At 42.7% G+C, this 24,957-nt stretch carries 24 protein-coding genes and 3 pseudogenes; 21 read left to right on the forward strand and 6 right to left on the reverse strand.

The features are described 5' to 3' along the window. The 6 genes and pseudogenes from V7K67_RS18865 to V7K67_RS18890 all read left to right on the forward strand — a co-directional run. A pseudogene (locus tag V7K67_RS18865) lies at positions 1–502 on the forward strand (hypothetical protein); the annotation flags it as partial. Positions 503–888: 386 nt separating this feature from the next. After that, positions 889–1,254, forward strand: coding sequence for a ferredoxin thioredoxin reductase catalytic beta subunit (locus tag V7K67_RS18870; protein ID WP_190942340.1), 366 nt, complete (start codon positions 889–891; stop codon positions 1,252–1,254). Further along, entirely contained in the window at positions 1,251–1,643 is a 393-nt protein-coding gene (locus V7K67_RS18875; RefSeq protein ID WP_334732441.1) for a DUF309 domain-containing protein, read from the forward strand. The genes V7K67_RS18870 and V7K67_RS18875 overlap by 4 nt, the downstream gene beginning before the upstream one ends. A 256-nt stretch (positions 1,644–1,899) precedes the next feature. Next, positions 1,900–2,397 (forward strand): LptA/OstA family protein, encoded by a 498-nt coding sequence (locus V7K67_RS18880; RefSeq protein ID WP_334711260.1) that lies wholly within the window; start codon positions 1,900–1,902, stop codon positions 2,395–2,397. Positions 2,398–2,427: 30 nt separating this feature from the next. Continuing rightward, positions 2,428–3,156: an LPS export ABC transporter ATP-binding protein gene (lptB, locus tag V7K67_RS18885; RefSeq protein WP_334732440.1), complete on the forward strand. Its 729-nt coding sequence runs from the start codon at positions 2,428–2,430 to the stop codon at positions 3,154–3,156. A gap of 219 nt (positions 3,157–3,375) precedes the next feature. Continuing rightward, positions 3,376–4,491: an LptF/LptG family permease gene (locus V7K67_RS18890; RefSeq protein ID WP_334732439.1), complete on the forward strand. Its 1,116-nt coding sequence runs from the start codon at positions 3,376–3,378 to the stop codon at positions 4,489–4,491. Positions 4,492–4,585: 94 nt separating this feature from the next. On the opposite strand, the gene V7K67_RS18895 is transcribed toward V7K67_RS18890, so the two are convergent. Continuing rightward, complete coding sequence (locus V7K67_RS18895; RefSeq protein WP_334711257.1) at positions 4,586–5,206, reverse strand: CP12 domain-containing protein; 621 nt, start codon at positions 5,204–5,206, stop codon at positions 4,586–4,588. A gap of 226 nt (positions 5,207–5,432) precedes the next feature. On the opposite strand from V7K67_RS18895, the gene V7K67_RS18900 reads away from it, so the two are divergent. After that, positions 5,433–5,555, forward strand: a complete 123-nt coding sequence (locus V7K67_RS18900) for a hypothetical protein (RefSeq protein WP_334732438.1) — start codon at positions 5,433–5,435, stop codon at positions 5,553–5,555. Positions 5,556–5,583: 28 nt separating this feature from the next. Here V7K67_RS18900 and acnB read toward each other — a convergent pair whose 3' ends face one another. Further along, on the reverse strand, positions 5,584–8,247 hold the full coding sequence (gene acnB / locus V7K67_RS18905) for a bifunctional aconitate hydratase 2/2-methylisocitrate dehydratase (protein WP_334732451.1): 2,664 nt from the start codon (positions 8,245–8,247) through the stop codon (positions 5,584–5,586). Between the two features lie 288 nt (positions 8,248–8,535). On the opposite strand from acnB, the gene V7K67_RS18910 reads away from it, so the two are divergent. The 10 genes from V7K67_RS18910 to minE all read left to right on the forward strand — a co-directional run bounded on the left by V7K67_RS18910 (position 8,536) and on the right by minE (position 16,588). Further along, the gene (locus V7K67_RS18910) at positions 8,536–8,853 is read left to right on the forward strand and encodes a 2Fe-2S iron-sulfur cluster-binding protein (protein ID WP_334732437.1); all 318 of its coding nucleotides are present in this window, start codon (positions 8,536–8,538) and stop codon (positions 8,851–8,853) included. 263 nt (positions 8,854–9,116) lie between these two features. Continuing rightward, on the forward strand, positions 9,117–9,296 hold the full coding sequence (locus tag V7K67_RS18915) for a hypothetical protein (protein WP_334732436.1): 180 nt from the start codon (positions 9,117–9,119) through the stop codon (positions 9,294–9,296). A 123-nt stretch (positions 9,297–9,419) separates the two neighbouring features. Further along, entirely contained in the window at positions 9,420–10,478 is a 1,059-nt protein-coding gene (locus V7K67_RS18920; protein WP_335167903.1) for a DUF3326 domain-containing protein, read from the forward strand. 121 nt (positions 10,479–10,599) lie between these two features. Next, complete coding sequence (locus V7K67_RS18925) at positions 10,600–11,196, forward strand: CPBP family intramembrane glutamic endopeptidase (RefSeq protein WP_334732434.1); 597 nt, start codon at positions 10,600–10,602, stop codon at positions 11,194–11,196. 547 nt (positions 11,197–11,743) lie between these two features. Further along, a complete protein-coding gene (locus tag V7K67_RS18930) occupies positions 11,744–11,866 on the forward strand; it encodes a hypothetical protein (protein ID WP_335167905.1) in 123 nt (40 codons plus the stop codon). 40 nt (positions 11,867–11,906) lie between these two features. After that, positions 11,907–12,569 carry a hypothetical protein gene (locus tag V7K67_RS18935; protein WP_334710537.1) on the forward strand — a complete coding sequence of 221 codons (663 nt, stop codon included), beginning with the start codon at positions 11,907–11,909 and terminating at the stop codon, positions 12,567–12,569. 163 nt (positions 12,570–12,732) lie between these two features. Further along, complete coding sequence (locus V7K67_RS18940) at positions 12,733–14,055, forward strand: four-carbon acid sugar kinase family protein (RefSeq protein ID WP_334732432.1); 1,323 nt, start codon at positions 12,733–12,735, stop codon at positions 14,053–14,055. A gap of 156 nt (positions 14,056–14,211) precedes the next feature. Next, positions 14,212–15,279, forward strand: a complete 1,068-nt coding sequence (gene minC / locus V7K67_RS18945) for a septum site-determining protein MinC (RefSeq protein ID WP_334732431.1) — start codon at positions 14,212–14,214, stop codon at positions 15,277–15,279. Positions 15,280–15,451: 172 nt separating this feature from the next. Then, complete coding sequence (minD, locus tag V7K67_RS18950; RefSeq protein ID WP_179067073.1) at positions 15,452–16,258, forward strand: septum site-determining protein MinD; 807 nt, start codon at positions 15,452–15,454, stop codon at positions 16,256–16,258. A 36-nt stretch (positions 16,259–16,294) separates the two neighbouring features. Further along, the gene (gene minE / locus V7K67_RS18955) at positions 16,295–16,588 is read left to right on the forward strand and encodes a cell division topological specificity factor MinE (protein WP_334695300.1); all 294 of its coding nucleotides are present in this window, start codon (positions 16,295–16,297) and stop codon (positions 16,586–16,588) included. Positions 16,589–17,183: 595 nt separating this feature from the next. Here the strand turns inward: minE and V7K67_RS18960 are convergent. After that, on the reverse strand, positions 17,184–18,497 hold the full coding sequence (locus V7K67_RS18960; protein WP_334710534.1) for a hypothetical protein: 1,314 nt from the start codon (positions 18,495–18,497) through the stop codon (positions 17,184–17,186). 845 nt (positions 18,498–19,342) lie between these two features. Here V7K67_RS18960 and fmt point away from each other — a divergent pair. Continuing rightward, positions 19,343–20,374, forward strand: coding sequence for a methionyl-tRNA formyltransferase (fmt, locus tag V7K67_RS18965; RefSeq protein WP_334732430.1), 1,032 nt, complete (start codon positions 19,343–19,345; stop codon positions 20,372–20,374). A gap of 147 nt (positions 20,375–20,521) precedes the next feature. Here fmt and V7K67_RS18970 read toward each other — a convergent pair whose 3' ends face one another. Next, positions 20,522–20,884, reverse strand: coding sequence for a DUF6464 family protein (locus tag V7K67_RS18970; RefSeq protein WP_179067068.1), 363 nt, complete (start codon positions 20,882–20,884; stop codon positions 20,522–20,524). Between the two features lie 129 nt (positions 20,885–21,013). Here V7K67_RS18970 and V7K67_RS18975 point away from each other — a divergent pair, with 129 nt between their 5' ends. Further along, positions 21,014–21,229 carry a hypothetical protein gene (locus tag V7K67_RS18975; protein WP_334732429.1) on the forward strand — a complete coding sequence of 72 codons (216 nt, stop codon included), beginning with the start codon at positions 21,014–21,016 and terminating at the stop codon, positions 21,227–21,229. Here V7K67_RS18975 and V7K67_RS18980 read toward each other — a convergent pair. After that, positions 21,198–21,551 (reverse strand): annotated as a pseudogene (locus V7K67_RS18980) (RNA-guided endonuclease InsQ/TnpB family protein); the annotation flags it as partial. The gene V7K67_RS18975 and the pseudogene V7K67_RS18980 overlap by 32 nt on opposite strands. Positions 21,552–21,555: 4 nt before the next feature. On the opposite strand from V7K67_RS18980, the pseudogene V7K67_RS18985 reads away from it, so the two are divergent. After that, positions 21,556–21,690, forward strand: a pseudogene (locus V7K67_RS18985) (transposase); the annotation flags it as partial. Between the two features lie 153 nt (positions 21,691–21,843). On the opposite strand, the gene V7K67_RS18990 reads toward V7K67_RS18985, so the two are convergent. Then, positions 21,844–23,352 carry a hydroxysqualene dehydroxylase gene (locus tag V7K67_RS18990; RefSeq protein ID WP_334732694.1) on the reverse strand — a complete coding sequence of 503 codons (1,509 nt, stop codon included), beginning with the start codon at positions 23,350–23,352 and terminating at the stop codon, positions 21,844–21,846. 254 nt (positions 23,353–23,606) lie between these two features. Here V7K67_RS18990 and V7K67_RS18995 point away from each other — a divergent pair, with 254 nt between their 5' ends. Further along, positions 23,607–24,509 carry a class I SAM-dependent methyltransferase gene (locus tag V7K67_RS18995; RefSeq protein ID WP_334732695.1) on the forward strand — a complete coding sequence of 301 codons (903 nt, stop codon included), beginning with the start codon at positions 23,607–23,609 and terminating at the stop codon, positions 24,507–24,509. Positions 24,510–24,957: the final 448 nt, after the last annotated feature.

A 24,957-nucleotide genomic window follows, 5' to 3' on the forward strand; every position in this document is an offset into this window, starting at 1 on the left:
CAAGCTAAGAACATCGGGAGCCGGATGCACAGAAATGGGCACGTCCGGATCTAACCGAGAGGTGCGGGAGATAATACTCCCCATCGACTCAAACATAGTTATTGCCCTTGACAGTGCTAGCAAGTGGGAAGAAGAAAACTTTGAACAAGCAGTAATTGCCGCAGCATCACTGTATTTTTATGCACAGCAACAAGAATTACAGGTGCAACTATGGACAGCATCAACAAGTTTAATTAAAGGCGATCGCTTTGTACTAGAAACTTTAGCAGCAACCGCAGCCTTAGAAGATGCCAGTTCAGTTGTTCCTAAAAATTATCCCTTGATTTGGCTAACTCAAAACCCCCTGAGCCTTGCTAAACTTCCTCAAGGTAGTCGCTGGGTTTTGTGGCCAAATATTTCCGCACCAGCTGAACCAGAGGTAATTAATTGGGAGCATCCTGGTATAGTTTTGCAAAGCGATCGCCCACTGCAACCCCAACTACAAAAAACATTACGTTCTTGACACTCCTCGTACCTAAAGGTACGAGGATTCTTGGTTCAGCGAGTCCACTTAGCCTAGACCCCTTGCGGTATCTAAGTCAGAGGTGGTTCTCTCCCCAAGCGTTAACTTTTGGTCTGCCCGACCATAGTTGCATTAGTGCAAAATTTGTTTGAAGTTTAATGCTGTTCGTCTAGTACCTGTAAATCCTTTACCTACTTCCAGGTGATACTAGAACTACGAAGTAGAACCCTATAGATTTAGCTTTTGCCTGATCCCAGCACACCAGACATATCAGCCTTTGAGTCAAGCTAAGACAATTGGAGTAGGTTAAGGTTGGGGAAATACACCCAGTAATCTCCTAGTGAGGCTGAGGTACAATGCAAAGAAATATTTAAATTATGAGCGACATGATCACATCAGAACATAACACAAAATCCAGCGATAAAAGCCTAGAGGCAATGCGGCATTTTTCTGAACAATACGCCAAGCGTACTGGAACATACTTCTGTTCTGAACCTTCTGTCACCGCAGTTGTGATTGAAGGACTAGCCAAACATAAAGACGAACTAGGTGCGCCTTTATGTCCCTGTCGCCATTACGAAGACAAAGAAGCTGAGGTTCATGCCACATATTGGAACTGTCCTTGTGTGCCAATGAGAGAACGCAAAGAGTGCCATTGCATGTTGTTCCTCACCTCTGACAACGAGTTTGCTGGAGAAAAACAAGAAATATCTCTCGAAACAATCAAAGAAGTACGAGATAGCATGGGATGAGCGAAACCATCCCCCAAGAGTTTTGGCAAGGCGTAGAACAGTTCAATTCTGGTCAGTTCTACGCCTGTCATGACACTTTAGAGGCTTTGTGGATTGAAGCTGGTGAACCGGAAAAAACCTTTTATCAAGGCATCCTGCAAATTGCTGTAGCACTGTATCATTTGGAGAATCGGAATTGGCGAGGTGCTGTAATTCTATTAGGAGAAGGCAGCAATCGCCTACGCCGTTACCCATCTAGTTACAGCGGTGTTGATGTAGATGAGCTATTGAGTCAGAGTGCAGTTTTGTTGACGACATTACAACAAATAGGGCAAGACTTGATTGCCGCTGGCGATCTGGGTGAAAATCAAGTCTTATCTTTGCCTAGAATTGTGCCATCTACTGATTAGCGTATGGAGACGCGAAATTGTACTGGGCCTCTCTACGAGACGCTGTGCGAACGCTAATGCGTCTCTAGTTGAAGTTTAGAGTTCTATTTAAGCTTTAATGCACTTCATGCTAATTGTCTGAAACCTTGAGGTTGGGGGTAGCGTCACTATTTCAGCCAGTAGTTATCGTAAATCACTCCAGATTGTATATTTAATATCTGGATAAAGTACTTGAGATAATTAGAATGCAAGCTGAAATCCTAAATCCCCAACTGCTATGATGCCCTGCTATCAATTGCCCATATCACAGATACGTCGCTTTGGATTAGCTTTAATGCTGCCAACTGCACTCTTGGGCGCTTTTGCCTTCCCTACCCAAGTGCAAACCGCTACTGCACAAACATCTGAGGCAAATCGCCCCCTCACTATCCGCGCTGATGTGCAAGAATATGACGCTAAAAATCAAGTAATTACTGCTCGCGGTAATGTGCAAATGTTGTATCCTGCTCGCCAAATTCAGGCAACATCTGCCCAAGCACAGTATTTTAGTAAAGAACGCCGAATTGATTTCAGTGGCAATGTCTATATTTTGCAACAGGGCGGTAACAGTATCCGCGCGGAGAAAGTAACCTATTTAATTGATGAAGGGCGATTTGTTGCTTTACCCCAATCCAATCGGCAAGTAGAGTCCATCTACATGATCCAGGAATCAGATAATAATGGACAAACTGCGGCACCTGTTCCCAAGACACCAGCATTCAAGCCTGCTAATTAGCATTTACCACTAAGAAAGGGTGCTTCCAGCGTGAAAATCGTTTTAGAGAATATTCACAAATCTTATGGCAAACGAGTAATTGTCAATCGCGTCAACCTTTCTGTTGCTCAGGGCGAAGTCGTTGGTTTACTAGGCCCCAATGGGGCTGGTAAAACGACGACCTTTTACATTGCTACAGGTCTAGAAAAACCTAATCAAGGAAAAGTTTGGCTGGGTAATTTGGACGTTACGGGAATGCCAATGGACAAAAGGGCACGATTGGGTATTGGATATCTAGCACAAGAAGCAAGTGTTTTTCGCCAACTCTCGGTAGAGGATAATATTCTATTGGTGCTAGAGCAAACTAATGTGCCACGATGGGAGTGGTCAAAACGACTCAAAACTTTACTGGGGGAGTTTCGATTGGAAAAATTGGCTAAGAGTAAAGGAATTCAACTTTCTGGTGGTCAGCGGCGACGGACAGAATTAGCAAGGTCTTTAGCTGCTGGACGAGAAGGGCCTAAATTTTTACTTTTGGATGAACCATTTGCGGGCGTTGATCCAATCGCAGTCTCAGAAATTCAGCAAATTGTCGCACAACTGCGCGATCGCGGTATGGGAATCTTAATTACAGATCATAATGTCCGCGAAACCTTGGCTATCACAGATCGCGCCTACATCATGCGTGAGGGACAAATCCTCGCTTTTGGCACTGCTAATGAACTCTATAGCAACCTCCTCGTGCGGCAATATTATTTAGGGGATAATTTTCAAGTCTAAATTAACAATTATTTAATTAATAATTTCAAAGAATATTTTGATTTTTTATTCTTCAGCATGAATTTCTGAATTAATTTTCGGCTATTGAGAATTGAATTTTCATAAATACAGTAGATATGCTTTATCACAATTGCCAATATTTAACTTTTCAAGTTGCTTATGATATCAAAGAAACTCACGTCTTTTAACAGTTTCTATTCGCTGCTGCCTTTTACGATCATGGATCGCTACCTTGCGAGCGAATTGTTAGCGCCGTTTTTTTTTGGTGTCGGAGCTTTTTCATCACTTGGTGTCACCATTGATGCTGTATTTGATCTCATCAGAAAAATCGTAGAATCTGGGCTACCCATAGACATTGCTATTCAAGTTTTTTTGTTAAAATTTCCCAACTTTATCGTTTTAGCTTTCCCCATGTCTACGCTGCTGGCTACTTTGATGACCTACAGTCGTCTTTCTAGCGAGAGCGAACTAATTGCCCTGCGTGGTTGTGGCGTAAGTGTCTATCGTATGGTGCTAACTGCTGTGATGTTAAGTCTTGTGGTTACAGGATTGACATTTGTGTTTAACGAACAAATTGCGCCAGCAGCAAATTATCAAGCGGCGATGACTCTGAATCAAGCCCTTAAATCAGACAAGCCAACTTTTAAACAGCAAAATATTTTCTATCCTGAATACCAGGATGCGATCCAACCGGATGGTTCTAAGAATCGGATATTGATGCGCTTGTTTTACGCCGACCAATTTGATGGTAAGCGTATGACAGGGTTGACGATTATAGATCGTTCAACAAAAGGTCTGAATCAAATTGTGGTATCAGAATCTGCTCAGTGGAATCCTTCTCAAAATGTCTGGGATTTTTACAACGGCACGATCTATTTTGTCGCGGCTGATCGCTCTTATCGTAACATCGTTAGATTTGAACACCAACAACTACAACTACCGCGCACGCCATTAAGTCTGGCAGAAAAAAGCCGAGATTATGGTGAGATGAATATTTCGGAAGCACTAGATCAACTAGAAGTAGAACTTCTCAGTGGCGATCGCCAAAAAATTCGTAAACTTGAAGTGCGGATTCAACAAAAAATCTCCTTACCCTTTGTATGTGTAGTTTTTGGCTTAGTAGGCGCAGCGATGGGAAGCATACCCCAGCGGACTGGGAGAGGTACCAGCTTTGGGATTAGTGTCATAGTGATATTTTCGTACTACTTAATTTTCTTTATTAGTGGTGCGATCGCCCAAGCAGGTGTCCTCTCTCCCTTTATGGGGGCTTGGTTCCCCAACTTTCTTTTTTTGGGAATAGGTCTATTTTTATTGATACGAGTTGCAAAACGGTAAATTGAGGGATGAGGGGGATGAGGGAGAATAATAATTGTTCACTTGCTTCCTCATCTCCCCCTGCTTCCTCATCTCCCTCATCCCCCCACTTCAATTACGGGTGATAATTTCGACATTCTGGTGCATCTGGATTTTCCTTGCAGTATTCTTCAAAAGAGACTTTGGCTGATACCATACCCTCAGCTTTTTGATGAGCTGCTTCTGCCTGGAGTTCTTCTACCTCATCCCAAGCAGCTGCACAGGATTTAGAATAAGCACCTTGTTCGGTGCAAATAGCACGAGCCTGCTCAATTGCTTTTTGAATTCTCTCCTCCAACAGTAGCGCTGTTGGTGCTTCCACAAAGTCACTTTTGGTCAAAATGTCGGTAATTGAGATGATGCCTAACAGCTTACCTTGAATTACAGGTGCGCGATGAATCCCAGTATTAGCAAATAACCGCGCTACATATTCCACACCCAAATCAGGATTGACCACAATGCAGGGCTTGCTCATAATTTCATAAACCCGCACTTGCTTCGGGTCTTTACCGTAGGCTGTTACCTTATAAACAATGTCTGTTTCTGTGATAATGCCATAAGCATCATTGTCATAGCGACGATCCACAACCAGCGCCCGCAATCTTTTGTCCTTCATCAGCCCCACCGCTTCAGCAACAGTTGCCGAACCGCGAATGGTAACTACCTCTTTGGTCATGATATCTTCAGCTTTCATCATTGCTGTAGTCTCCTGGTTAATAGTCCGGTGCAGCACAGCGCCCTTATGGACGTATCGAAGTATTGCAGCGCACAGTTGGCTAACTATAAAGTAAAAAAAGTTGAACTTTTGCCCAGCTACAACAATAAATTAGACTAGTTATCAACTCCTGATGTTATCCAATGTGACCAATGCCCAAAAACTAAGCATAAATTGCGATAAAATTCTGCTAATCAATAAATGACGAATGGGAATTGATCGGCAAGAAGATGCGATCGCAACGAAAATTCTCTTAGCAATATCTTTAGTTTTGCCTTTTATCAGTCAGTTAAAATACTCAAATAAATTAAATATTCTACGAAAAAATTAGGTGGGCAATGCCCACCCTACTGTACTTACTAACGCAAACTACTAGTTGGCATACCCAAAATATCTTCAATCCTGGGCATATCTTCCAACGGAATCACTCGCCCTTCATCCTCAAAACCGGCGATTTGATCAAAGTTCAAATACCGATACAAATCATCTGCAAAAGGATGAATTCTACTCGCCACAACATCCAAATATTCCTGCACTGTGGGAAGCCGCCCCAGCAGCGCACAAACTGCGGCTAATTCTGCTGAACCAAGATACACTCGCGCATCTTTACCCATGCGATTATTGAAGTTGCGGGTAGAGGTAGAAAACACCGTTGTCCCATCAGCAACTCGCGCCTGATTACCCATACACAAGCTGCATCCGGGCATTTCTGTTCTAGCACCCGCAGCCCCAAAAATGCTGTATATACCTTCTTCTTTCAGTTGGTGTTCATCCATACGGGTTGGTGGTGCTATCCACAGGCGAGTTTTCACTTCACCTGCACCTTCCAAAACCTTGGCTGTTGCCCGATAATGACCAATATTTGTCATACAAGAACCAAGGAATACTTCTTGTACTGGATCGTTAGCAACTTCTGATAAGAATTTCACATTATCAGGGTCATTGGGAGCAGCAACAATTGGTTCTTTGATTTCGTTCAAATCAATTTCAATTATCTCGGCATACTCCGCATCAGCATCGCCCTCTAATAACACGGGATTTGCTAACCATTCTTCCATCTTGGCTACACGGCGCAACATGGTACGCGGATCGTGATAGCCCCGTGCGATCATATTTTTCAGCAGCGCTATGTTAGAATGCAGATATTCAGAAATTGTCTCTACACTCAGCTTAATTGTACATCCGGCACAAGAACGCTCGGCACTAGCATCGGTGAGTTCAAAGGCTTGTTCAACTTTTAAATCTGGTAAACCTTCTATTTCCAGAATTCGCCCAGAGAAGACATTTTTCTTATTCTGCTTCTCTACTGTCAGCAAACCTTTTTGAATTGCTACGTAGGGAATGGCATTCACGACATCACGCAAGGTGATACCTGGTTGCAATTCTCCTTTAAATCTTACTAAAACTGACTCTGGCATATCTAGAGGCATGACACCCAAGGCGGCTGCAAAGGCTACCAATCCAGAACCGGCGGGGAAGGAAATACCCAAGGGAAAGCGGGTGTGAGAGTCACCACCAGTTCCCACGGTGTCGGGTAACAGCATCCGATTTAACCAAGAGTGGATGATACCATCACCAGGACGGAGGGCGACACCGCCACGAGAAGCAAAAAAGTCGGGGAGTTCGTGATGGGTTTTGATGTCTACTGGTTTGGGATAAGCAACAGTATGGCAGAAACTTTGGATCACTAAGTCTGCACTGAAACCAAGACAGGCGAGTTCTGTCAATTCATCGCGGGTCATCGGGCCTGTGGTATCCTGAGAACCAACGGTAGTAATAATGGGTTCGCAGGATGTGCCGGGACGTACACCAGGTAATCCGCAAGCTTTACCTACCATTTTCTGTGCTAGGGTGTAACCTTTGCCTGTATCAAAGGCTTGCTGAGGACGGGTGAAAACGGTGCTGGGTTCTAAACCAAGTGCAAGACGAGTTTTGTCGGTGAGGGTACGGCCGATAAGTAGGGGGATGCGTCCACCTGCGCGGACTTCATTGAGGATGGTATCAGGTTTGAGGGCAAAGGTGGAAATGACTTCGCCTGCTTCGTTTGTGATTTCGCCTTTGTAGGGATGGATGGTAATTACCATGCCGGTTTCGAGTTTGGTGACATCGCACTGAATAGGCAAAGCACCGGCATCTTCTGCTGTGTTAAAGAAGATTGGCGCGATCGCACCACCTAAAACATAACCCCCAGCGCGTTTGTTTGGCACAAAAGGTATATCATTTCCTGTATGCCACAATACTGAGTTAATAGCAGATTTCCGTGAGGAACCAGTACCAACTACATCTCCCACGTAAGCTACAGGATGCCCTTTTTTCTTCAGTTCGGCAATGGTTGCCAAGCTTCCCGGTTGCCGTGACTCTAACATCACTAAGGCGTGTAAGGGAATATCTGGGCGAGTTGTGGCGCTTTGGGCGGGGGATAAATCGTCAGTGTTGGTTTCGCCAGGAACTTTAAAAACAGTGACAGTAATCGCTTCTGGTACTGTAGGGCGGAGGGTAAACCATTCAGCTTCCGCCCAAGAGTCAATCACCCGCTTGGCGTAAGGATTGGTTTTAGATAACTCTAAAACATCATGGTAAGCGTCATACACCAAGAGGATTTTACTTAAGGCGTTGGCGGCATAAGCGGCGATGGGTTCCTTTCCTTGTCCGCCCATTACCAGAGGTGTTTCGGAAGAGTCTGAGAGGGATACGGTGGGCAATTGCAGCAAATCGATTAAAGATTGCACGTTGTAACCACCTATCATCGTCCCCAGCAATTGCACCGCTTCTATGGGCGCAATCAACGGACTGGTGATTTCCTCCTTGGCAATGGCGGTGAGAAATCCAGCTTTCACATAAGCTGCTGGATCAACACCAGGAGAAACGCGATCGCTCAATAAATGTAATAATATCTCCTCTTGACCCTTTGGCGGATTTTTCAGTAGTTCACATAATTCTGAGGTTTGCTTCGCATCCAATGGTAAAGGGGGAATACCGAGTGCTGCTCTTTCAGCAACGTGTTTACGATATGATTCCAGCATTTTTATGTTCTCCATTGGGCTTTTCTCCCTTTAATTATGAAATATTTTTAGGCAATACTTGGCTATAAAAGTTTAGCTTACAGATACAGTCTCTAACGAAACGCGATCGCGCATATTTATAGTAAGCAAATTTAACTAATATATTTGTGTATTTTATAGTAAGATGTTCTGGATTAGTCGCTAAAAGTATCATCTTTTTAAGCTAAATTTTTATAGTAACATCTGGATATTTTTAACTAATTCAGATAGACTAATAAATTTGTCCGTAGGATCACACTTCCTTTGTATATGTCCAAAACTTACACTGTAGAAATTAATCATCAAGGCAAAATTCATACTTTGCAAGTTCCCGAAGATGAAACCATCTTATCAGTTGCCGAAGCTGCTGGTTTGGAACTGCCGAGTTCTTGCAATGCAGGTGTTTGCACAACTTGCGCCGGTCAACTATCTGAGGGAACTGTGGATCAAACTGATGGTATGGGCGTTAGTCCAGATTTACAAAAGCAAGGTTACGTATTGCTTTGTGTCGCCAAACCCCTTTCTGATTTGAAACTTGAGACAGAAAAGGAAGACATCGTTTATCAGTTACAATTTGGCAAAGGTTAATAATTAGTAAACAGTTATCAGAGGATGCTTTTAAAGCCCTGGCGACTAGAAGTCGCGGCTACACGAGACAAAACCTGCCTCCGCAGGTTAAAAACCCTTAATTTTTTCTTAGTCTACGGAGGTGGACAATGCTAGTGTAGTAGCGAATTCTATTCGCCCAATACTTTTCAAACATCCTCTCAGTACTTTATAAAAAACATAAGGATTTTCTAGCAACTGATATCAGCTATTCTAGAAACTACAAATTAACAGGATTTACCAAGATGACGACTCATTTTATTACCGCAGAAATCGATTTACAAGAAACTCCGGCAGAATTACTAGAAGTAATTGAAACAGAGTTAAAGAAACAAGGCGAACCCTTGCGTTGGGCAGTTACCTCTGTGGACGTTGACGAACAAAAAGCTACAGTTGAAGCCGTGGTGACAAAGAGTGCTGAGTAGTGAGTAGTGAGTGCTGAGTGCTGAGTTATAAATCAAAAGCCATTAAAAACTAACTCCCAATTACCAATACTCAACTTTACAACTTCCAACTCTCAACTTTTCACTTCTAACTCAGCACTCAATATGTACACCGCTATCTTAATTGTACCAACTGGCGTTGGGGCTGCCATTGGGGGTTATGCAGGAGATGCTTTACCTGTTGCTAGAGTTATAGCACAGGTTTGCGATCGCCTGATTACTCACCCCAATGTCCTGAATGGCGCAAGTTTGTATTGGAATCTCCCTAACGCTTTCTATGTTGAAGGTTACGGACTTGACAAATTCGCCTCTGGATGCTGGGGTTTGCGTCCAGTCCGCAGCAACAAAGTAGGTTTGCTTTTAGACCAAGGCATTGAGCCAGAGTTACGGCTACGACATATACAAGCCGCAGATGCAACCAGAGCCACTCTCGGATTGACCTTAACAGATTATGTAATTACTGATGCACCATTAAATGTAGAATTACGGATTACAGCATCGGGAGCTAGTTGGGGAACAATTGGCAACCCAGATAGCTTGTTACGGGCAGCTGAAATATTAATCAAAAAAGCGGGGGCAGAAGCGATCGCAGTTGTTGCCCGTTTCCCCGATGATATGGATGAGGAAGCAGTACAAAAATACCGCCACGGTGAAGGCGTAGATCCTTTAGCGGGTGCAGAAGCCGTAATTAGCCATTTGCTAGTGCGAACCTTTCAAATTCCTTGCGCCCATTCTCCCGCCCTTTTAAGCGAACCTCCACAACCTGATTTATCTCCCCGTTCCGCCGCCGAAGAATTGGGCTATACCTTTTTGCCCTGTGTCCTTGTAGGATTAAGTCATGCCCCACAATTTATAGTAGAGAAAAGAGCGATTGCATCAGAGAAAGAAGATATTTGGGTAGATGAAGTAGATGCTGCGATCGTACCTGCAACTGCTTGTGGTAACAATGCCTTACTGAGCTTAAGTCAAAGACGATGCCAAATAATTACAGTAGAAGAAAATAAAACTCTGATAAAAGTTCCTCTCCAGCCCTTGGGGATCAAATCTATACAGGTAAACTCATATTTAGAAGCAGTAGGTATATTAGTAGCACACAAAGCAGGCATCAATCCCTCTGCTCTCCGTCCCAAATTATTACCTTTGCAGCCAGTAATTAAAAGTTAGGGGTTAGGGGTTAGGGGTTAGGAGTTAGGAGTTATGAGTTATTTCTCCCCCACCTCCCTCATCTCCCCCATCTCCCTCATCTCCCTCATCTCCCCCACCTCCCCCATTCCCCCTAAAAATCGTGGTTGAACAACAAAAGCAAGAGCCAGAAATTCCATACCTGACGCGCATCCAATTACTTGGGGCGATGGGAGCGACTGCAATTATTTTGTTGATAGTCGCCAAACTTTCGTTATACTTTGGCAATTTTTCCCTATTTTCTTGGGAATTAAACCAAAGAGAGTTGCTGCTAGGTGTAGGGTTGGGATTCTTCATCACCGCCTTAAGTGGCTTAACTTATCGCCTTTGGAGTGCCTATCGTAAAAGTGCAGATTATTATCTAGAAGTGGTACTGAAGCCTTTAGCTTTACCAGATTTAATTTGGCTGGGGTTACTACCGGGATTGAGCGAAGAATTATTATTTAGAGGTGTGATGCTGCCAGCTTTAGGCTCTGATCTTACAGCCGTAATTGTATCCAGTCTTTGCTTTGGCATCTTACATTTTAGCGGCTCCCAACAATGGCCTTATGTGATTTGGGCAACAATTGTCGGGATGATATTGGCATATAGCACCCTAATCACGGGCAACTTATTAGTGCCGATTGTCGCTCATATTATTACCAATTTGATTTCTAGCTATTTCTGGAAAATGTGGCAATTATCTGCAATTAAAAAATAAAGGATCTTCAATACTAATCAATCTGCGAAAAAGCTCAAAATATTGCCTCACAACAAAAACCCGCCAACAATGCCTCAACTATCAAACCTACCGCCTGTGAACGCCCAAAAGGTGGCTATGGCAGTAAGATGATGAGTGCGATCGCCTCTGAACTTCTAGAGCGCCAGTCCACTAATATATATTGACAAAAACTCAAATATGTGGATTAAGACAAAACGCCCATTTAAGGTGAAACATTTGGGTCTGTTTTTTAGCGACAGCATAAAAACGGAACACTAAAATTCACGATTTTAACAACATACATATCTTGTATTTTAGGTCAAGTACTTCTACTGGACTGGCGCTCTAGATGGTGCATGGGAAATGTCAGCTTTACCTGATGGACAATTGCGAGTCAAACTGAGTTGGCGTTTACCCTAAGTCGATCTGGCTAAATTAAAAAATCTGAACGAAACCTTCTGACTTGAAAATACTCCTTCGATGAGTATCTATATAGAATAGATCCGTCTCACATCACATTTTCATTCATGGTGATGAAATTTTTTCATTGGGACTGCCCTCTGCCCTCAGCATAGCTGCCTTCTTCAAACCCATTGGTTCTTTAGAACAAATTTTAGATGAAAACTGGTTTCCTGAATATAACTACAATCATCACGGTAAACCCGATTAAAATGAATACGCAACTTGGGTTTCCATAGGAGTATGCAGCCGTGCAGCCGGACTTAATAGGCTTGGAAATTAGCAAGGGGGAACTGAGACGTTTAACTGGGTTCGATCCAGAAGACGTTTTTCGCCCCTCGGTTTTGCGAGATAGCAAGAAGCGATTAGGGTTTTTGATCAATGAAATGCTGGTGACGCTGGCGCTAACGCCAATAATTGTTGGGTTTATTTATGCGTTTATTATTCTGCCAACAATTGGTTCTTCAATTAAATTCGGAATTCTCTTACTAATTTTAGTGCCAATGCCGATATTAGTGGGACGATGGCTGTGGCGGCAGTTGACCTGTCCCGAAGGACTGACAATACTTTTAGATGAAGTTGATAAATATCATGACCTAGTTGCTGCCATCGATATTAATGACCAATTGGCAGCATCAGGAAACGTCGAAAGCAGTATCCATGACCGAGATAAAGTCACAGCCGCCCTACAACTAATTAGAGAAGATTTAGTCCGCGCTCTGAAAACGGAACGAATTTTGCGAGATAATAAAAAATTGCTTGCTAATAATCAAGAGTTGTTTGTCAATAATTTAGCCAGTCTGCAAGCTTTGCAAGTTAGTAGTCAAGCAGGCGAATATGCTCAACTGCTAAATCAATCATTGCAAATTGCGATCGATGTGCAAGCAGAAATCAGAAAATTGCAGAAAGGCTGAGTGGATGTTTGTAAAGCTTGGGCGACTAGAAGTCGCAGCTACACGAGACAAAACCTGCCTCCGCAGGTTAGAAAACCCTTGATTTTGTATTACTCCACGGAGGTGGACTAAGCTTTGTGTAGTCGCGACTTCTAGTCACCCAATACTTTCCCATAAAACTTAAATGACCAACAAACCCAAAATAATTGTCTTGGATGATGACCCTACAGGTTCTCAAACAGTCCATAGCTGCTTGCTGCTAATGCACTGGGATGTGGACACTTTACGTAGCGGGTTGCAGGATGATTCGCCGATTTTCTTTGTGCTGACAAATACTAGATCGCTAACGCCAGAGTCAGCTGCATCTGTCACCAAAGAAGTTTGCCAGAACCTAAAAATCGCTTTGAATGCTGAAGGAATTGACGATTTTCTCATTGTCAGCCGTTCTGATTCTACTTTGCGGGGACATTACCCGATTGAAACCGATGCGATCGCACAAGAACTTGGCCCTTTTGATGCTCATTTTCTCGTACCAGCATTTTTTGAAGGGGGACGCATCACCCGCGATAGCGTGCATTACCTAATTATCGGCGGTGTCCCCACCCCAGTCCATGAAACCGAATTTGCCCGTGATTCCGTCTTCAGCTATCATCACAGTTACTTACCCAAGTACGTCGAAGAAAAGACTCAAGGACGAATTAGTGCCGAAGCTGTAGAAAGATTTCTCCTAGCTGATATTCGTGCTGGTAGTTTGGAACGCTTGTTAAAACTGAGTGGTAATCAGTGCGCTGTTGTCGATGGTGAAACTCAAGCCGATCTCAACCGCTTTGCAGTAGATATATTAGCAGCAGCCAGTCAAGGTAAACGCTTTTTATTTCGCAGTGCAGCCAGTATTTTAACGGCTTTAGCTGCTTTACCACCCCAACCCATTGCCGCCGAAAATATGGCGCAGTACGTGCGACAAGGCAAACCGGGTGCGGTGATTGTTGGTTCCCATGTTAAAAAGACTACTCAGCAATTAGAGGCGCTGTTGCAAGTAGAAGGAACGGTGGGAATCGAAGTCAATGTAGCGCGATTACTTGATGATCCAAATCAATCTGCGGCATTGCTAACTGAAATTCAAGAAAGTACACGGGTAGCACACAAAGCTGGCAAAACACCAGTGGTTTATACTAGCCGTCAAGAACTAAATTTTAAAGATGTCAAGACACGATTGGAGTTTGGAGAAAAAGTTTCACGTCTATTGATGGATATTGTGCGTGGTTTACCATTTGATATAGGATTCTTAATCAGCAAGGGTGGCATTACTTCAAACGATGTCTTGAGTACTGGACTAGCCTTAACTTCAGCCCGTTTACTCGGTCAAATTTTAGCTGGTTGTTCAATGGTGTTAACGTCATCCGATCATCCCCAATTTCCTGATTTACCTGTGGTGCTGTTTCCAGGTAATGTCGGTGATGCTGAGGCGTTGGCGACAGTTTATCAGAGATTGACCTTGCCAATTTGAGATTTGAGATTTGAGATTAAATAATCTTTTGGTTCACACCAGACTAACATCTTGCTACGCAATACAAATCCAAAATCCAAGTTGCGCTGGAAGCGCACCAAAGGTGCGACCCAAAATTTAAAATCTGTGTATACTTTGTCTTTTGGCTAGTACTCCATGACTTCTGATTCTGCGATTCCCAATCTCAAGTCAAATTCTGCACTTCCTAATGCAGAAGCAAACTCTATCCTTTCTGAGGCAGAGAGAAATCCTACTGTTTCTGATGTAGAGTCAGATTCTATCCTCCCGGATGCTGAGTTAAAATCTGTCCTCCTTTATTTAAAATCAAATACTGTACCTGGGGATGTAGAGTTAAATCCTTCTCAACCAGATGTAGAGTCAAATCCTTCTGAACCAGATGTAGAGTCAAATCCTGATGCGGCATCAGATTTTATTCTTACTGATTTAAATCCCAATGAGTTAGCATTACCAGGGCATCGCGTAAATGATAATACTCAAGTCCAGTTAAAGAGTAAGGAGGGACGACTGTTATTAATTTTGCCCCCAGAATCTCAAGCATCTGCCTCAGAACTCACTTGGTCTGATATTTGGCAACAAATAAGGCAACGTCTGAGTGCAGGCGATCGCTTCCGTATATCGAATACACCTGTGCATCTAATGGCACAAGACCGCCTAGTAGATACCAGACAACTCCAAGAACTTGCCGAAGCTCTAAGTGAAGTCCAACTGCGACTCATATCTGTCTCGACGAGTCGTCGGCAAACTGCGATCGCTGCCGTGACATCGGGGTATTCTGTAGAACAACTACAGCCCGTAACTTCCCTGAGTTCAGAACCAGAGGCTACAGCCATCCCCCAAGAAGATGCCCTTTATCTAGAAATGACAGTCCGCTCTGGAGTAGAAATTCGTCATCCTGGGACAGTAATTCTCTTGGGAGATTTAAACCCAGGTGGTATTGTAATTGCAGATGGAGATATTATTATCTGGGGTCGCCTACGTGGAATTGCTCATGCTGGGGCTGGAGGCAATCGTGAGTGTCTGATTATGGCCTTGCAAATGGAACCAACCCAACTGCGGATTGCAGATGCCGTAGCAAGGGCACCAGAAAAACCACCAATGCAGTTTTCTCCAGAGGTGGCACATATTACGCCTCAAGGAATTCGCATCGCTAGGGCTACTGATTTTTCTAGAAATCAATTCACCAAGAGCAATCAAGAGCCATAAATATTTACTTAAAGAATGAAGTATATAAGTAAGGATGAAATAAAACAAATATTCATGCCTCGCCCCGATCGGGGAGAACAGATATTTCTTCATACTTGATACGATACTTCATACTTTATACTGCAATTTACTGTTTTATATTTCCTGAACCCTCATTGACTGCATTTCTATCATGACTCGCATTATTGTGATTACCTCCGGCAAAGGAGGAGTGGGTAAAACCACAGTTTCAGCAAATTTGGGCATGGCTTTAGCCAAAATGGGGCGTCAAGTTGCCTTGGTTGATGCAGATTTTGGTCTGAGAAATTTGGATTTGCTGCTAGGGCTGGAAAACCGCATCGTTTATACTGCGGTGGAAGTCTTAGCCAGAGAGTGCCGCCTAGAACAAGCCTTGGTGAAAGATAAGCGCCAACCCAATCTCGTACTCCTGCCGGCAGCCCAAAATCGCTCGAAAGATGCAGTCACACCTGAACAGATGAAGTTATTGGTGAATGCACTAGCGCAAAAATATCAGTATGTAATTATTGATAGCCCAGCCGGGATTGAAAATGGGTTTAAAAATGCGATCGGCCCGGCAAAAGAAGCGCTAGTTGTCAGCACACCAGAAATTTCTTCAGTTCGTGATGCCGATCGGGTAGTGGGGTTACTAGAAGCACAAGGTATCAAGCGTGTTCATTTAATAATTAACCGCATCAGACCCGCAATGGTGCAGGCAAATGATATGATGTCAGTGCAAGATGTTCAGGAACTTCTCGCCATTCCCCTGATCGGGGTAATCCCTGACGACGAGCGTGTTATTGTATCTACCAATCGCGGCGAACCCTTAGTGTTAGCGGAAAATCCCTCTTTAGCTGCCACAGCCTTTGAGAACATTGCTCGTAGATTAGAAGGGGAAAGTGTAGAATTTCTGGAGATTGACCCATCCCAAGACAGCATCTTCGCCCGTCTACGAAGGTTGTTGTGGACAAAGATTGTTTAACTTACTTTTCTAGTCTCCGCCCCAGACCTATTCGTAATGATTGAACTTCTAGAAAAACTTTTTTCTCGCGGCCCTGATAGCAGTCGAACTCAAGTTAAACGTCGCCTGCAATTGGTGATTGCTCACGATCGCGCTGACTTAGATCCTCAAACGTTGGAAAAAATGCGAAAAGAAATCCTAGATGTCGTCTGTCGCTATGTCGAAATTGAGACAGAGGGCTTGGAGTTCTCCTTAGAAAGCAACCAACGAACCACAGCTTTAATTGCCAATTTACCCATCCGCCGGGTGAAAGGTGCCATACCTGAGTGGGAAAGAGGTGATAAGCCGTAGGGGCAATTCATAAATTGTCCCTACTTAAGTTTTAATTTTAAGTATTTTATTTAGGATGCAGTGAAATTGTTCGTTCTTAGTAAGGACTAAAATCCTTAAAGTCAGGATTTTAGTCCCCATTAAAAACTGGTTCTTATGAGTGATTTCGCGGGCATCATGTTGCTGATTGAAAAGATGAATTTGTCTCACCTAAATAGTAGAAATTGAACAGATAGCAGAGAACAGTAAATAGGCTTGAAGTCTTTTGGTATGAGTGTTTTCTTCTCGAACAGAATTCAGGAGTCAGGAGTCAGAATTCAGAATGAATTCTGTACGACTGGCGGATGAATAATCGGGTTTAAGACCCCCACTAAATTGAAAATTTAGTGGTCTTCAATTCCTGCGCGGTCTGAATCCCCGACTGATTGATTCTGACTCCTGAATTCAGAATAGCTGAATTCTTCTTCAATAGTTTATATCCTAACTTACCTAGCAACTGTTATATCTAACTTTTAAATTGCATATCTAAATTCAGCAACGCCAAAAATATTTATCAGATAAAAAAATCCCGTTGTCGCCACTAGCAACAACGGGAGTATATAGGATTTCTTATAACCTATCGGTAGGCGACTTGTGGGCCTGCCCAGATTTCTGTAACCTTTTTACCGAAAGTAATCGGCTGATCGTTGTTTGTTGTCGTGACAGTCTTGCCATCATTAGTAACTTGCACTAATGGCCAGTTATCCTCACCCAACTCACCTGCACGGAACAACACCTGATCCGGTTGACTTTTACTCCAGCCTAACAAGACGGCAACTTTATCATGCTGTTCTTCCTCATTAACAGGAGCAACTATATTAGCGTGATTTTTTTGCCGATCCCAAATCACTGCACTATCTGTAGAATCACCTGTGTTAAATATACCTTCAAACTTGCGTGCTAAGAAGCGATCGCCTTTTTCTGACCAGCTAACTGGAACTAATACCCCAATCTTACCGCTCGTATCAGTTTCTTCTGAAGATTCTGCCTTTACAGCCTTTACCTTTAACAAAGGATCGCTAACTGGAGTCGTTGAAGCCATCACCCACAATTTCTTAGTTTGCATATCTTGAACAAACAGAACACTGGTGACACGGCTGTTGTACATTTGGGGTTTTACCTCCAGTTGCACCCGACTATAAACAGCATATTTACCATCTGGAGAAATCACAGGTACGCTGCGATAATGACGCACTCCAGAACCACCCTTGGAACCAATTGCCTCTTGAGTTGCTGTAATCCATTTCCAAGGAATCGGATGAGGACTACCGATGGGATCTATTTGTTCTGCTTGGGACTCATCAACTGGTTCTGCAACAGGTATTTCTGTCGTTGTGGTTGGTTGTGATTCTCTAATAGTTGGTGCTACTTGAGTTGCTGTCAAAGACTTTGTTCTAGAGGGAGAATTTTCTTGTCCTCTCAAAGACTTGACATTAGCAGCTTTGAGTTTTCGTACTAAATTCAGTTGACTAACAGGAACATCTGTTGATGGTGCAAGTTCAACGGCTGCCAAAGAATCGGGAATAGTTACATCGCTGCTTGACACAGAACTATCTAATTGATCCGAAGACTCAATTTTATCTGCTAGTAATACTTGCGATTCCTGAACAGCAGTACTTTCTGTTGACGCAGAGTCAAATTCTTCTATTAATGAGTCGATTTGATCTGTTTTTAATAATGTTTCAGCTATCTCAGGTTCCCCAACTACAGCTATTTCCTTTAATACAGAGTCAGACTCTCCAGTTATCGAAGTTAGTTTAGCCACTTCGGATTTTACTGGGTTCGAGTGAGTCGATGCCCCTAGCAAGGGTGCAATCAATATTACAACGACAACGTAATTGAGAAATGGTTGGGCGCGGAACCATCCTGACAGCAAAAGGGGTTTAAGCATTTGTAGACTCTCTAGAGGGGGTGGTTGCTATGTGAGAAGCAATACCTATGCAGCAATGGGGCAGGCGGTAGTTATATGTATAACAAGAAACTAAAAACTTTGACTAGATAATCTCTTCAAAGTTTGTAGAGGTTTACAAAAATTAAGTATCATTGTCTACACCTTTTCTTCCTAAGGTACTGAATGTTTTTTTGCAAAAATATGCGAGTATAGTAAATATGCTGACAACTCAGTAATTACTACACAATATATAAGGTTGCTATACCCAACCACACCAAAAATAGGTATTGGTTAAAGGATATTTCGGGTAGAGTTTGGAGAATGACGCTTGCAACTAAGAGTGAGATAACTTAGCATCTGGGGATCGTACTAGTGATCGCTAGTAAGCAGCAAATAAGCAAGTTACACACTAAATATAACAGCGTAACCCTCAAGATGGTAAATGTGAGGCGTTAATTAAAAACCTGGGAAAGAAGACGCATAATACATCATACTCAGAAGATATTGCTGTCAGCAACCCAAAGTTATAAATTGCTATCTAAACTACAAAAATAGCTAGAAGACGCAATAGTTTTTTGGAAACCCAACTGTATTTCAAGCCAATTTCGGGAAGATAATCAGGAACACAACAAAGCTTACTCGGTAGATGCTCTAGCTACTCGCGACGAAAACCACTAAGTGATTAGGTTCACTAGAGGCAGATGCAGTTGATACTAGCTCTTACACTTGCAAACTCAACTATTAAGTTAATCAAGCAGGCTTTGATTTTATGAATACGAAAATATTGTACCACCAAACAGCCAATATTATTTACGATTAACTAATGACTAACAACTAATATATTAATGAAAATTGTATTTTTTGGTACACCTCAGTTTGCTGTACCCACATTGGAAAAGTTATTGAATCATTCAGAATTTGAGGTGCTGGCAGTTGTTACCCAACCAGATAAACGTCGGGAACGCGGAAATAAACTGACGCCAACACCAGTAAAAGCGATCGCAACTGCTCACAATTTACCAGTATGGCAACCCGAACGAGTCAAAAAAGACACTGAAACTTTAACCAAACTCAAAGAATTAGATGCAGATGTGTTTGTTGTTGTCGCTTATGGACAGATTTTATCGGCAAAAATCTTGAAGATGCCAAAATTGGCCTGCATTAATGTGCATGGCTCGATTTTACCCAAATATCGCGGTGCAGCCCCGATTCAGTGGTGTTTGTATAACGGTGAGAGTGAAACGGGAATCACGACTATGTTAATGGATGTGGGAATGGATACCGGCGCAATGCTACAAATCGCCACTACACCCATTGGATTACTAGATAATGCCCAAGATTTAGCCGAAAGACTAGCGGCGATTGGTGGAGATTTATTGGTGGAAACTCTGTTGAAGTTGGAACGTCAAGAAATTCAACCAATTCCCCAAGATAATTTAGCTGCTACTTATGCGCCTCTGATTCAAAAACCAGACTATGGTTTGGATTGGTCAAAAAGTGCGATGCAACTACACAATCAAATTAGAGGCTTTTACCCTAACTGCACGGCTACCTTTCGTAACAATTTGTTTAAAATCACCGCTTCTGTTCCCCTTGGTTCAATAGGCGATGTCTGGCGACAAGCCGCTCCGCGTCTACGCAATCTACCACCAGAACTACAAGAATTGCTGCATAAATTGCCTGATTTGTCAAACGCATCAGAAAAACCGGGAGTTGTAGTTAGCATTATCAAAGGAATTGGTGCGATCGTCCAAACTGGGGAAGGATTTTTGCTGTTGCGAGAAGTTCAGCTAGCCGGTAAACGACCCCAGTCGGGATGGGATTTTGTTAATGGTACCCGCTTAACTGTGGGAGAAGTTTTTGGTGCGGGAAGTTGAGGGGTTGCCAATTTTGAATTTTGGATTTTGGATTGAAGGAAAAAGCATTCGACTGACTTGTACTGAGCTTGCTTGCCCTTCCTCTTGCCGTTCGCGTAGCGTCTCTTAGAGAAGGGCACACCGAAATCCAAAATCTAAAATCCAAAATTAAATCGCTTCTAACTTTTCATAAAAGCGGCAAGATTCGCAAGGACCATCTGGGTTGACTGCACAGCGAATGAGTTCTGAATGAGCATTGTAGCAGCAGGTGGCATCACCGATTACCCAACGTCCTGCTACCAAACTTTTCTCAGATGGTCGTTTAGCAGATTGGACATAAATGGCAATATTATGCAGGCGGTAGCGCCCAGCTTGAAGTTGGTATCGATGGCGGCGTTCTAAAACCGCGTAGGTTTTACCTTGAAAATCGAGATAGTTTCCGGGTTGGGGTGTCCAATCAAGTTGCACCCTACCGAGGGACTCACGCGGGTGCGTCAGAATCACCTCGGTTGGTAAAGAGTCTGGCTCCATAAGCTGATGTGATTTGATTTACATTATAAGGATAGTATCGCGATCGCTTTCTTTAGCTTACCGAATTTAGATTACAATTGATGACTAACTAGATTTGCGAGAAATATACATACATTACAGTAGTACAGCTTGACTGGCAATATTGACCGTGTTCTAAGTCGTAGTGCGATTTTAGATGATGTATTGCTTGAGTTACTTGATAGCCATGAACAACATCAACGTAATTTTGAAGAACACCAGCGCACCACTAACGCCGCCCTACAAAGCCTAGAGTCGATATTGGTACAGTTAGTCAGAATTGACACTCCCCTGGCTAAAGCCGAGGTGATTCTAATTTCATCCTAGTTACTTGCTCTACCAGGGTTTCCCCAAGTAGCGTAGAGGTTACTAGTCCATTAGCGTTACTTTGGGACTGCCCGTCCCTAGCTCTTGCAAGATTCAGAATATTCACCGCAGCGTTAACGTCTCTATGCAACTCGCATCCGCAAATACATTTATGGGTGCGAGTTGACAGAGACTTTTTGACAATTACACCGCAACTACTACACTTTTGGCTGGTGTAATGAGGTGATACGGCTACGGTTTTCTTGTCAAACTTAACCGAGAAATATTCTAACCACTGCCTGAACAAATACCAACTAGTATCACTAATTGATTTTGCTAAACAAGCATCGCATGTGCTGAGAAAAGAATTTCCAGAGCTAATGAAGCTACCAACTCTCTGGACACCTAGCTATTTTGTCAGCACCGCTCTTAATCTTTGCACAGAAACAGTGAAGCGATATATTGAGCAACAAAAAGCTTGAAGGCAGGGTAAACCCTGCTGTTAGCCTTCATCCCCGGTCTCAAGCACAGAATATGGTGCTACGCACCTGTCCGGGGTTTTCGGCATCCGCCTTATAACCAATCCTAAAAGTATCGGAAGCTATTTATAATGTTGTCAATATTTAGAGGGCTGGTTACGGCAACCAAAAGTCAGGTAGGATAGATTTACTCAAGTCACGCAAAGTTTGGTTGAGCGATCGCGCCACTTGGATATGCGCTTCATCCTCTTCTACAGCTAAAATCTCAGATGGCTGACCTTCTCCCAAATAAGACACCACCAAATTGGCCGCCTCCAAACCAGTAACATAAGCCTTTTCCTGCGACCAGGAACCATGACGGTTCACAATCCAATCTCCACTCATAAACACATTCTCAAAACTTGTCTTCGCGGGCAACATATAACGATAGCTACCAGGTGCAAAGTGAGTCACCGCTTGAGGTAGCCGAATTACACTACTATCAATTATCTTTGCCTCTCGAAACGCTGGTACACAAGTTACTAAATAACCCTGAACTATTGCTAATATCTCCTCATCACTCAAACCTAGAAACTGATTCGCGTGATAAAAATCAGCTTCAATCACCGTTCCCAGTTCATTCCGATATTCATCATGTAGAGCATTCAAATCAAAAAACGTCCAACCTGTACTTGCGTCGAATCCAAAACAAGCATTAGAAGGACGAGGAATATCAATTTTGCGGTCAAACCATAGTCGCGTTGCTAAAACATCTATTGCCCCTAAATTGCTCAAATTACGGAATTCTTCACGGCTTTGTAAACTAGGGCTAGTTGAGACAATTTTCTTCATCCCCGTGACTCCAACTGCGAAAATCACGGCATCTGCATCAAAAACTTCATCACCACAAACCACACCCTTAACTTGATTACTATCAACAATTAAATCTGTAACTCGACGCTTGGGTAACACTCGCGCACCAGCCTTTTCGATACGTTCCACCCAAGGACGAAATATCTTTTCTCCGACAGTTCCCCGACACCAAACCACATCAAAATCGGCTTGATGAGCCAGAATGAAAAAGTAAAGCATCCCTAAAGTTGCGGCGGCTGAACATTGTTCACCAGGGGCAAACAAGCCCACTAATAACATCGGTTCAAAAGCCTCGCGGTAAAGTCGGAAAGAAACGTTAAAATCTTTGAACAATTCACGAGCAGTTACAAAGTCATAGCGTCGCCAAGCTGCATCAGAATTATCAAAATCAACGACAGCATAAAGTAAAGGCAGGGCGCTCAGACGGTCAATTAGTGGCAGCCGTTTAAACTGAGTGTAGAGAAAAGTTCCTAGTGGCGAGGGAAGTCGCGGTAAGTCTTGAAAAATTGGTGATTCAACTTCCAAACCTGCTGGCGAATATTGCGAAGAACGAGTCCAAGTAGTAAAAGGATTAATTTCTAATTCATTAATTAAAGAAAAAATATTTCTGTAAGGATACCAGAAGCCATGAATGCCAGCTTCAACAGATTTTCCGGCTGCTGTTTGCCAACCTGCCACCAATCCACCAGGATAGGGGCCTGCTTCGAGAAGTGTCACATCATAACCTTGTTTTGCCAAATGGTAGGTTGCTCCTAAACCAGCCCAACCAGCACCTACAACTACCACCCGTTTTTGTTGTAACCCTTCTACCATCACAGCCTCCGATTGTTGCAGTCCATCAACTAATGTATACGTGCTTGTATTCTAATCAGGCGACGGGTTGTTATTATAGCGGTTTTCACTTGGATGTAATAGGCACTTTACTAGTACATTCCATCGAATTTAAAATAGTTATAGACTTTAAAAATAGGCTTAGGGAATGGAGTTAAGTAAAAATCCCTTGCGGTTAATGCTGAGTTGAGAGTATAACAGAAAACAGACTTAACTATTCATGAGGAATAATCATAATGAGTCAATTAGCAGATGTAAAATTTAGTCTGAATGACTTTGAATTACGAGATGGCATTTATTTTCCTAGCGACTATGAACAATTAAACAATACTCAACATAAAAAAACATGGGACGCAATTGGTAAAACATATTATGGTTCCCAGAAAATTGAAAAAATTACAGATGCCTCGCCCATTAAACAAGATTACACTCTGCTAACTGGTACGCCTGGAGGTACTTGGAACAAATTTCCGTTGAATAAATCTGTCGGTTCTATTCTGGAAATTGGTTCTGGTTATGGTCGCGCACCTTTACATCTCTCGAAAGCGAAAAATCTGAGATGCGAGAAATATTATGGCATCGATATTTCTGAACCTTTATTGCGGCGGTTAATCAAGGTTAAACAAGAATACAATTTTTTCCCAGAAGCAGAATTTAACTTGATTTGCACTTCTGCTGAAATATTGCCTTTAGAAGATAATTCTATAGATTTGGTAATTTCTAACTGCGTCTTTATGCATATCCCAGATGCACAATTAAGAAAATTATTGGCTGATATCTCTCGTGTGCTAAAACCTGGTGGAATTTTTGTTTTTAATCATTCCTTTCACAACAAGTCTTGTCCTTCTCACATTATCCATAATTTTATCAGAAGGCTGAATCCATTTGTGAGAAATCCAGTTTATCTCAAGCAATATTCAGCCGCAGAAATAGAAGAAATGTTAGCTACTGCTGGGATGAAAGCGAAGTGTCCACAATACATTGTTGAGGCAACAGCAGAATATGCAATTTTGCCGGAAACCATCAAAGGAATTCCAGTACCTTTTGCTAATGCTATCAACAGAAGTCTTAAGCCATCAGGTAATTTAAAAGAAACTCTGGCTTATGGTTTTAGTGCTTATAGCGCTCAACTGGACTAATTAAGAAACTCTCCGATTATCACAATGAACTGAATACAAATAATCTACAAAAGCACAACATTGTTGTGCTTTTACTTTTACGATAAATGCCTTTTAACTCAATACGCTTGGGTTAAGGGCGACTGGCAACAATTTTGGGTTTTCGAGACGCGATAAATCGCCGTCTCTACATGAGGTTTTTGTTGCTCTATAGGATTACTATTTGATTTTTGAGCAAAATTAGGTACTGTAGTGGTGTGTCAAGGTTAAAATGTTGCAAAAAAATTGTAGGTTGGGTGAAGGCTTTGCGTAACCCAACATCCTTATATCTGTTGGGTTGCGCTCCGCTCCACCCAACCTATGTCTCATGCACAATTTTTTTGCTTGCCACGCAACTACATATACTTAGATTTTTTCAGGAATCAAATCGGATTCCTATATCTGAACTGTATTGAGTTATAATTCCCGA

Origin of the sequence: Nostoc sp. (genome assembly GCF_036917155.1) — a bacterium.
In the GTDB taxonomy this organism is placed as follows: domain Bacteria; phylum Cyanobacteriota; class Cyanobacteriia; order Cyanobacteriales; family Nostocaceae; genus Nostoc.

Bases quoted from the DNA above. Each gene is read 5' to 3' on its own strand.
- fmt (WP_334732430.1), top strand. From the start codon at position 19,343: ATGAAAATTGTATTTTTTGGTACACCTCAGTTTGCTGTACCCACATTG.
- V7K67_RS18995 (WP_334732695.1), top strand. From the start codon at position 23,607: ATGAGTCAATTAGCAGATGTAAAATTTAGTCTGAATGACTTTGAATTA.
- minE (WP_334695300.1), top strand. From the start codon at position 16,295: ATGATTGAACTTCTAGAAAAACTTTTTTCTCGCGGCCCTGATAGCAGT.
- acnB (WP_334732451.1), bottom strand. From the start codon at position 8,247: ATGCTGGAATCATATCGTAAACACGTTGCTGAAAGAGCAGCACTCGGT.
- V7K67_RS18970 (WP_179067068.1), bottom strand. From the start codon at position 20,884: ATGGAGCCAGACTCTTTACCAACCGAGGTGATTCTGACGCACCCGCGT.
- minC (WP_334732431.1), top strand. From the start codon at position 14,212: ATGACTTCTGATTCTGCGATTCCCAATCTCAAGTCAAATTCTGCACTT.
- V7K67_RS18920 (WP_335167903.1), top strand. From the start codon at position 9,420: ATGTACACCGCTATCTTAATTGTACCAACTGGCGTTGGGGCTGCCATT.
- V7K67_RS18870 (WP_190942340.1), top strand. From the start codon at position 889: ATGATCACATCAGAACATAACACAAAATCCAGCGATAAAAGCCTAGAG.
- minD (WP_179067073.1), top strand. From the start codon at position 15,452: ATGACTCGCATTATTGTGATTACCTCCGGCAAAGGAGGAGTGGGTAAA.
- V7K67_RS18990 (WP_334732694.1), bottom strand. From the start codon at position 23,352: ATGGTAGAAGGGTTACAACAAAAACGGGTGGTAGTTGTAGGTGCTGGT.
- V7K67_RS18890 (WP_334732439.1), top strand. From the start codon at position 3,376: ATGGATCGCTACCTTGCGAGCGAATTGTTAGCGCCGTTTTTTTTTGGT.
- V7K67_RS18940 (WP_334732432.1), top strand. From the start codon at position 12,733: ATGACCAACAAACCCAAAATAATTGTCTTGGATGATGACCCTACAGGT.
- V7K67_RS18895 (WP_334711257.1), bottom strand. From the start codon at position 5,206: ATGATGAAAGCTGAAGATATCATGACCAAAGAGGTAGTTACCATTCGC.
- V7K67_RS18960 (WP_334710534.1), bottom strand. From the start codon at position 18,497: ATGCTTAAACCCCTTTTGCTGTCAGGATGGTTCCGCGCCCAACCATTT.
- V7K67_RS18900 (WP_334732438.1), top strand. From the start codon at position 5,433: ATGGGAATTGATCGGCAAGAAGATGCGATCGCAACGAAAATTCTCTTA.
- V7K67_RS18880 (WP_334711260.1), top strand. From the start codon at position 1,900: ATGATGCCCTGCTATCAATTGCCCATATCACAGATACGTCGCTTTGGA.
- V7K67_RS18910 (WP_334732437.1), top strand. From the start codon at position 8,536: ATGTCCAAAACTTACACTGTAGAAATTAATCATCAAGGCAAAATTCAT.
- V7K67_RS18915 (WP_334732436.1), top strand. From the start codon at position 9,117: ATGACGACTCATTTTATTACCGCAGAAATCGATTTACAAGAAACTCCG.
- V7K67_RS18875 (WP_334732441.1), top strand. From the start codon at position 1,251: ATGAGCGAAACCATCCCCCAAGAGTTTTGGCAAGGCGTAGAACAGTTC.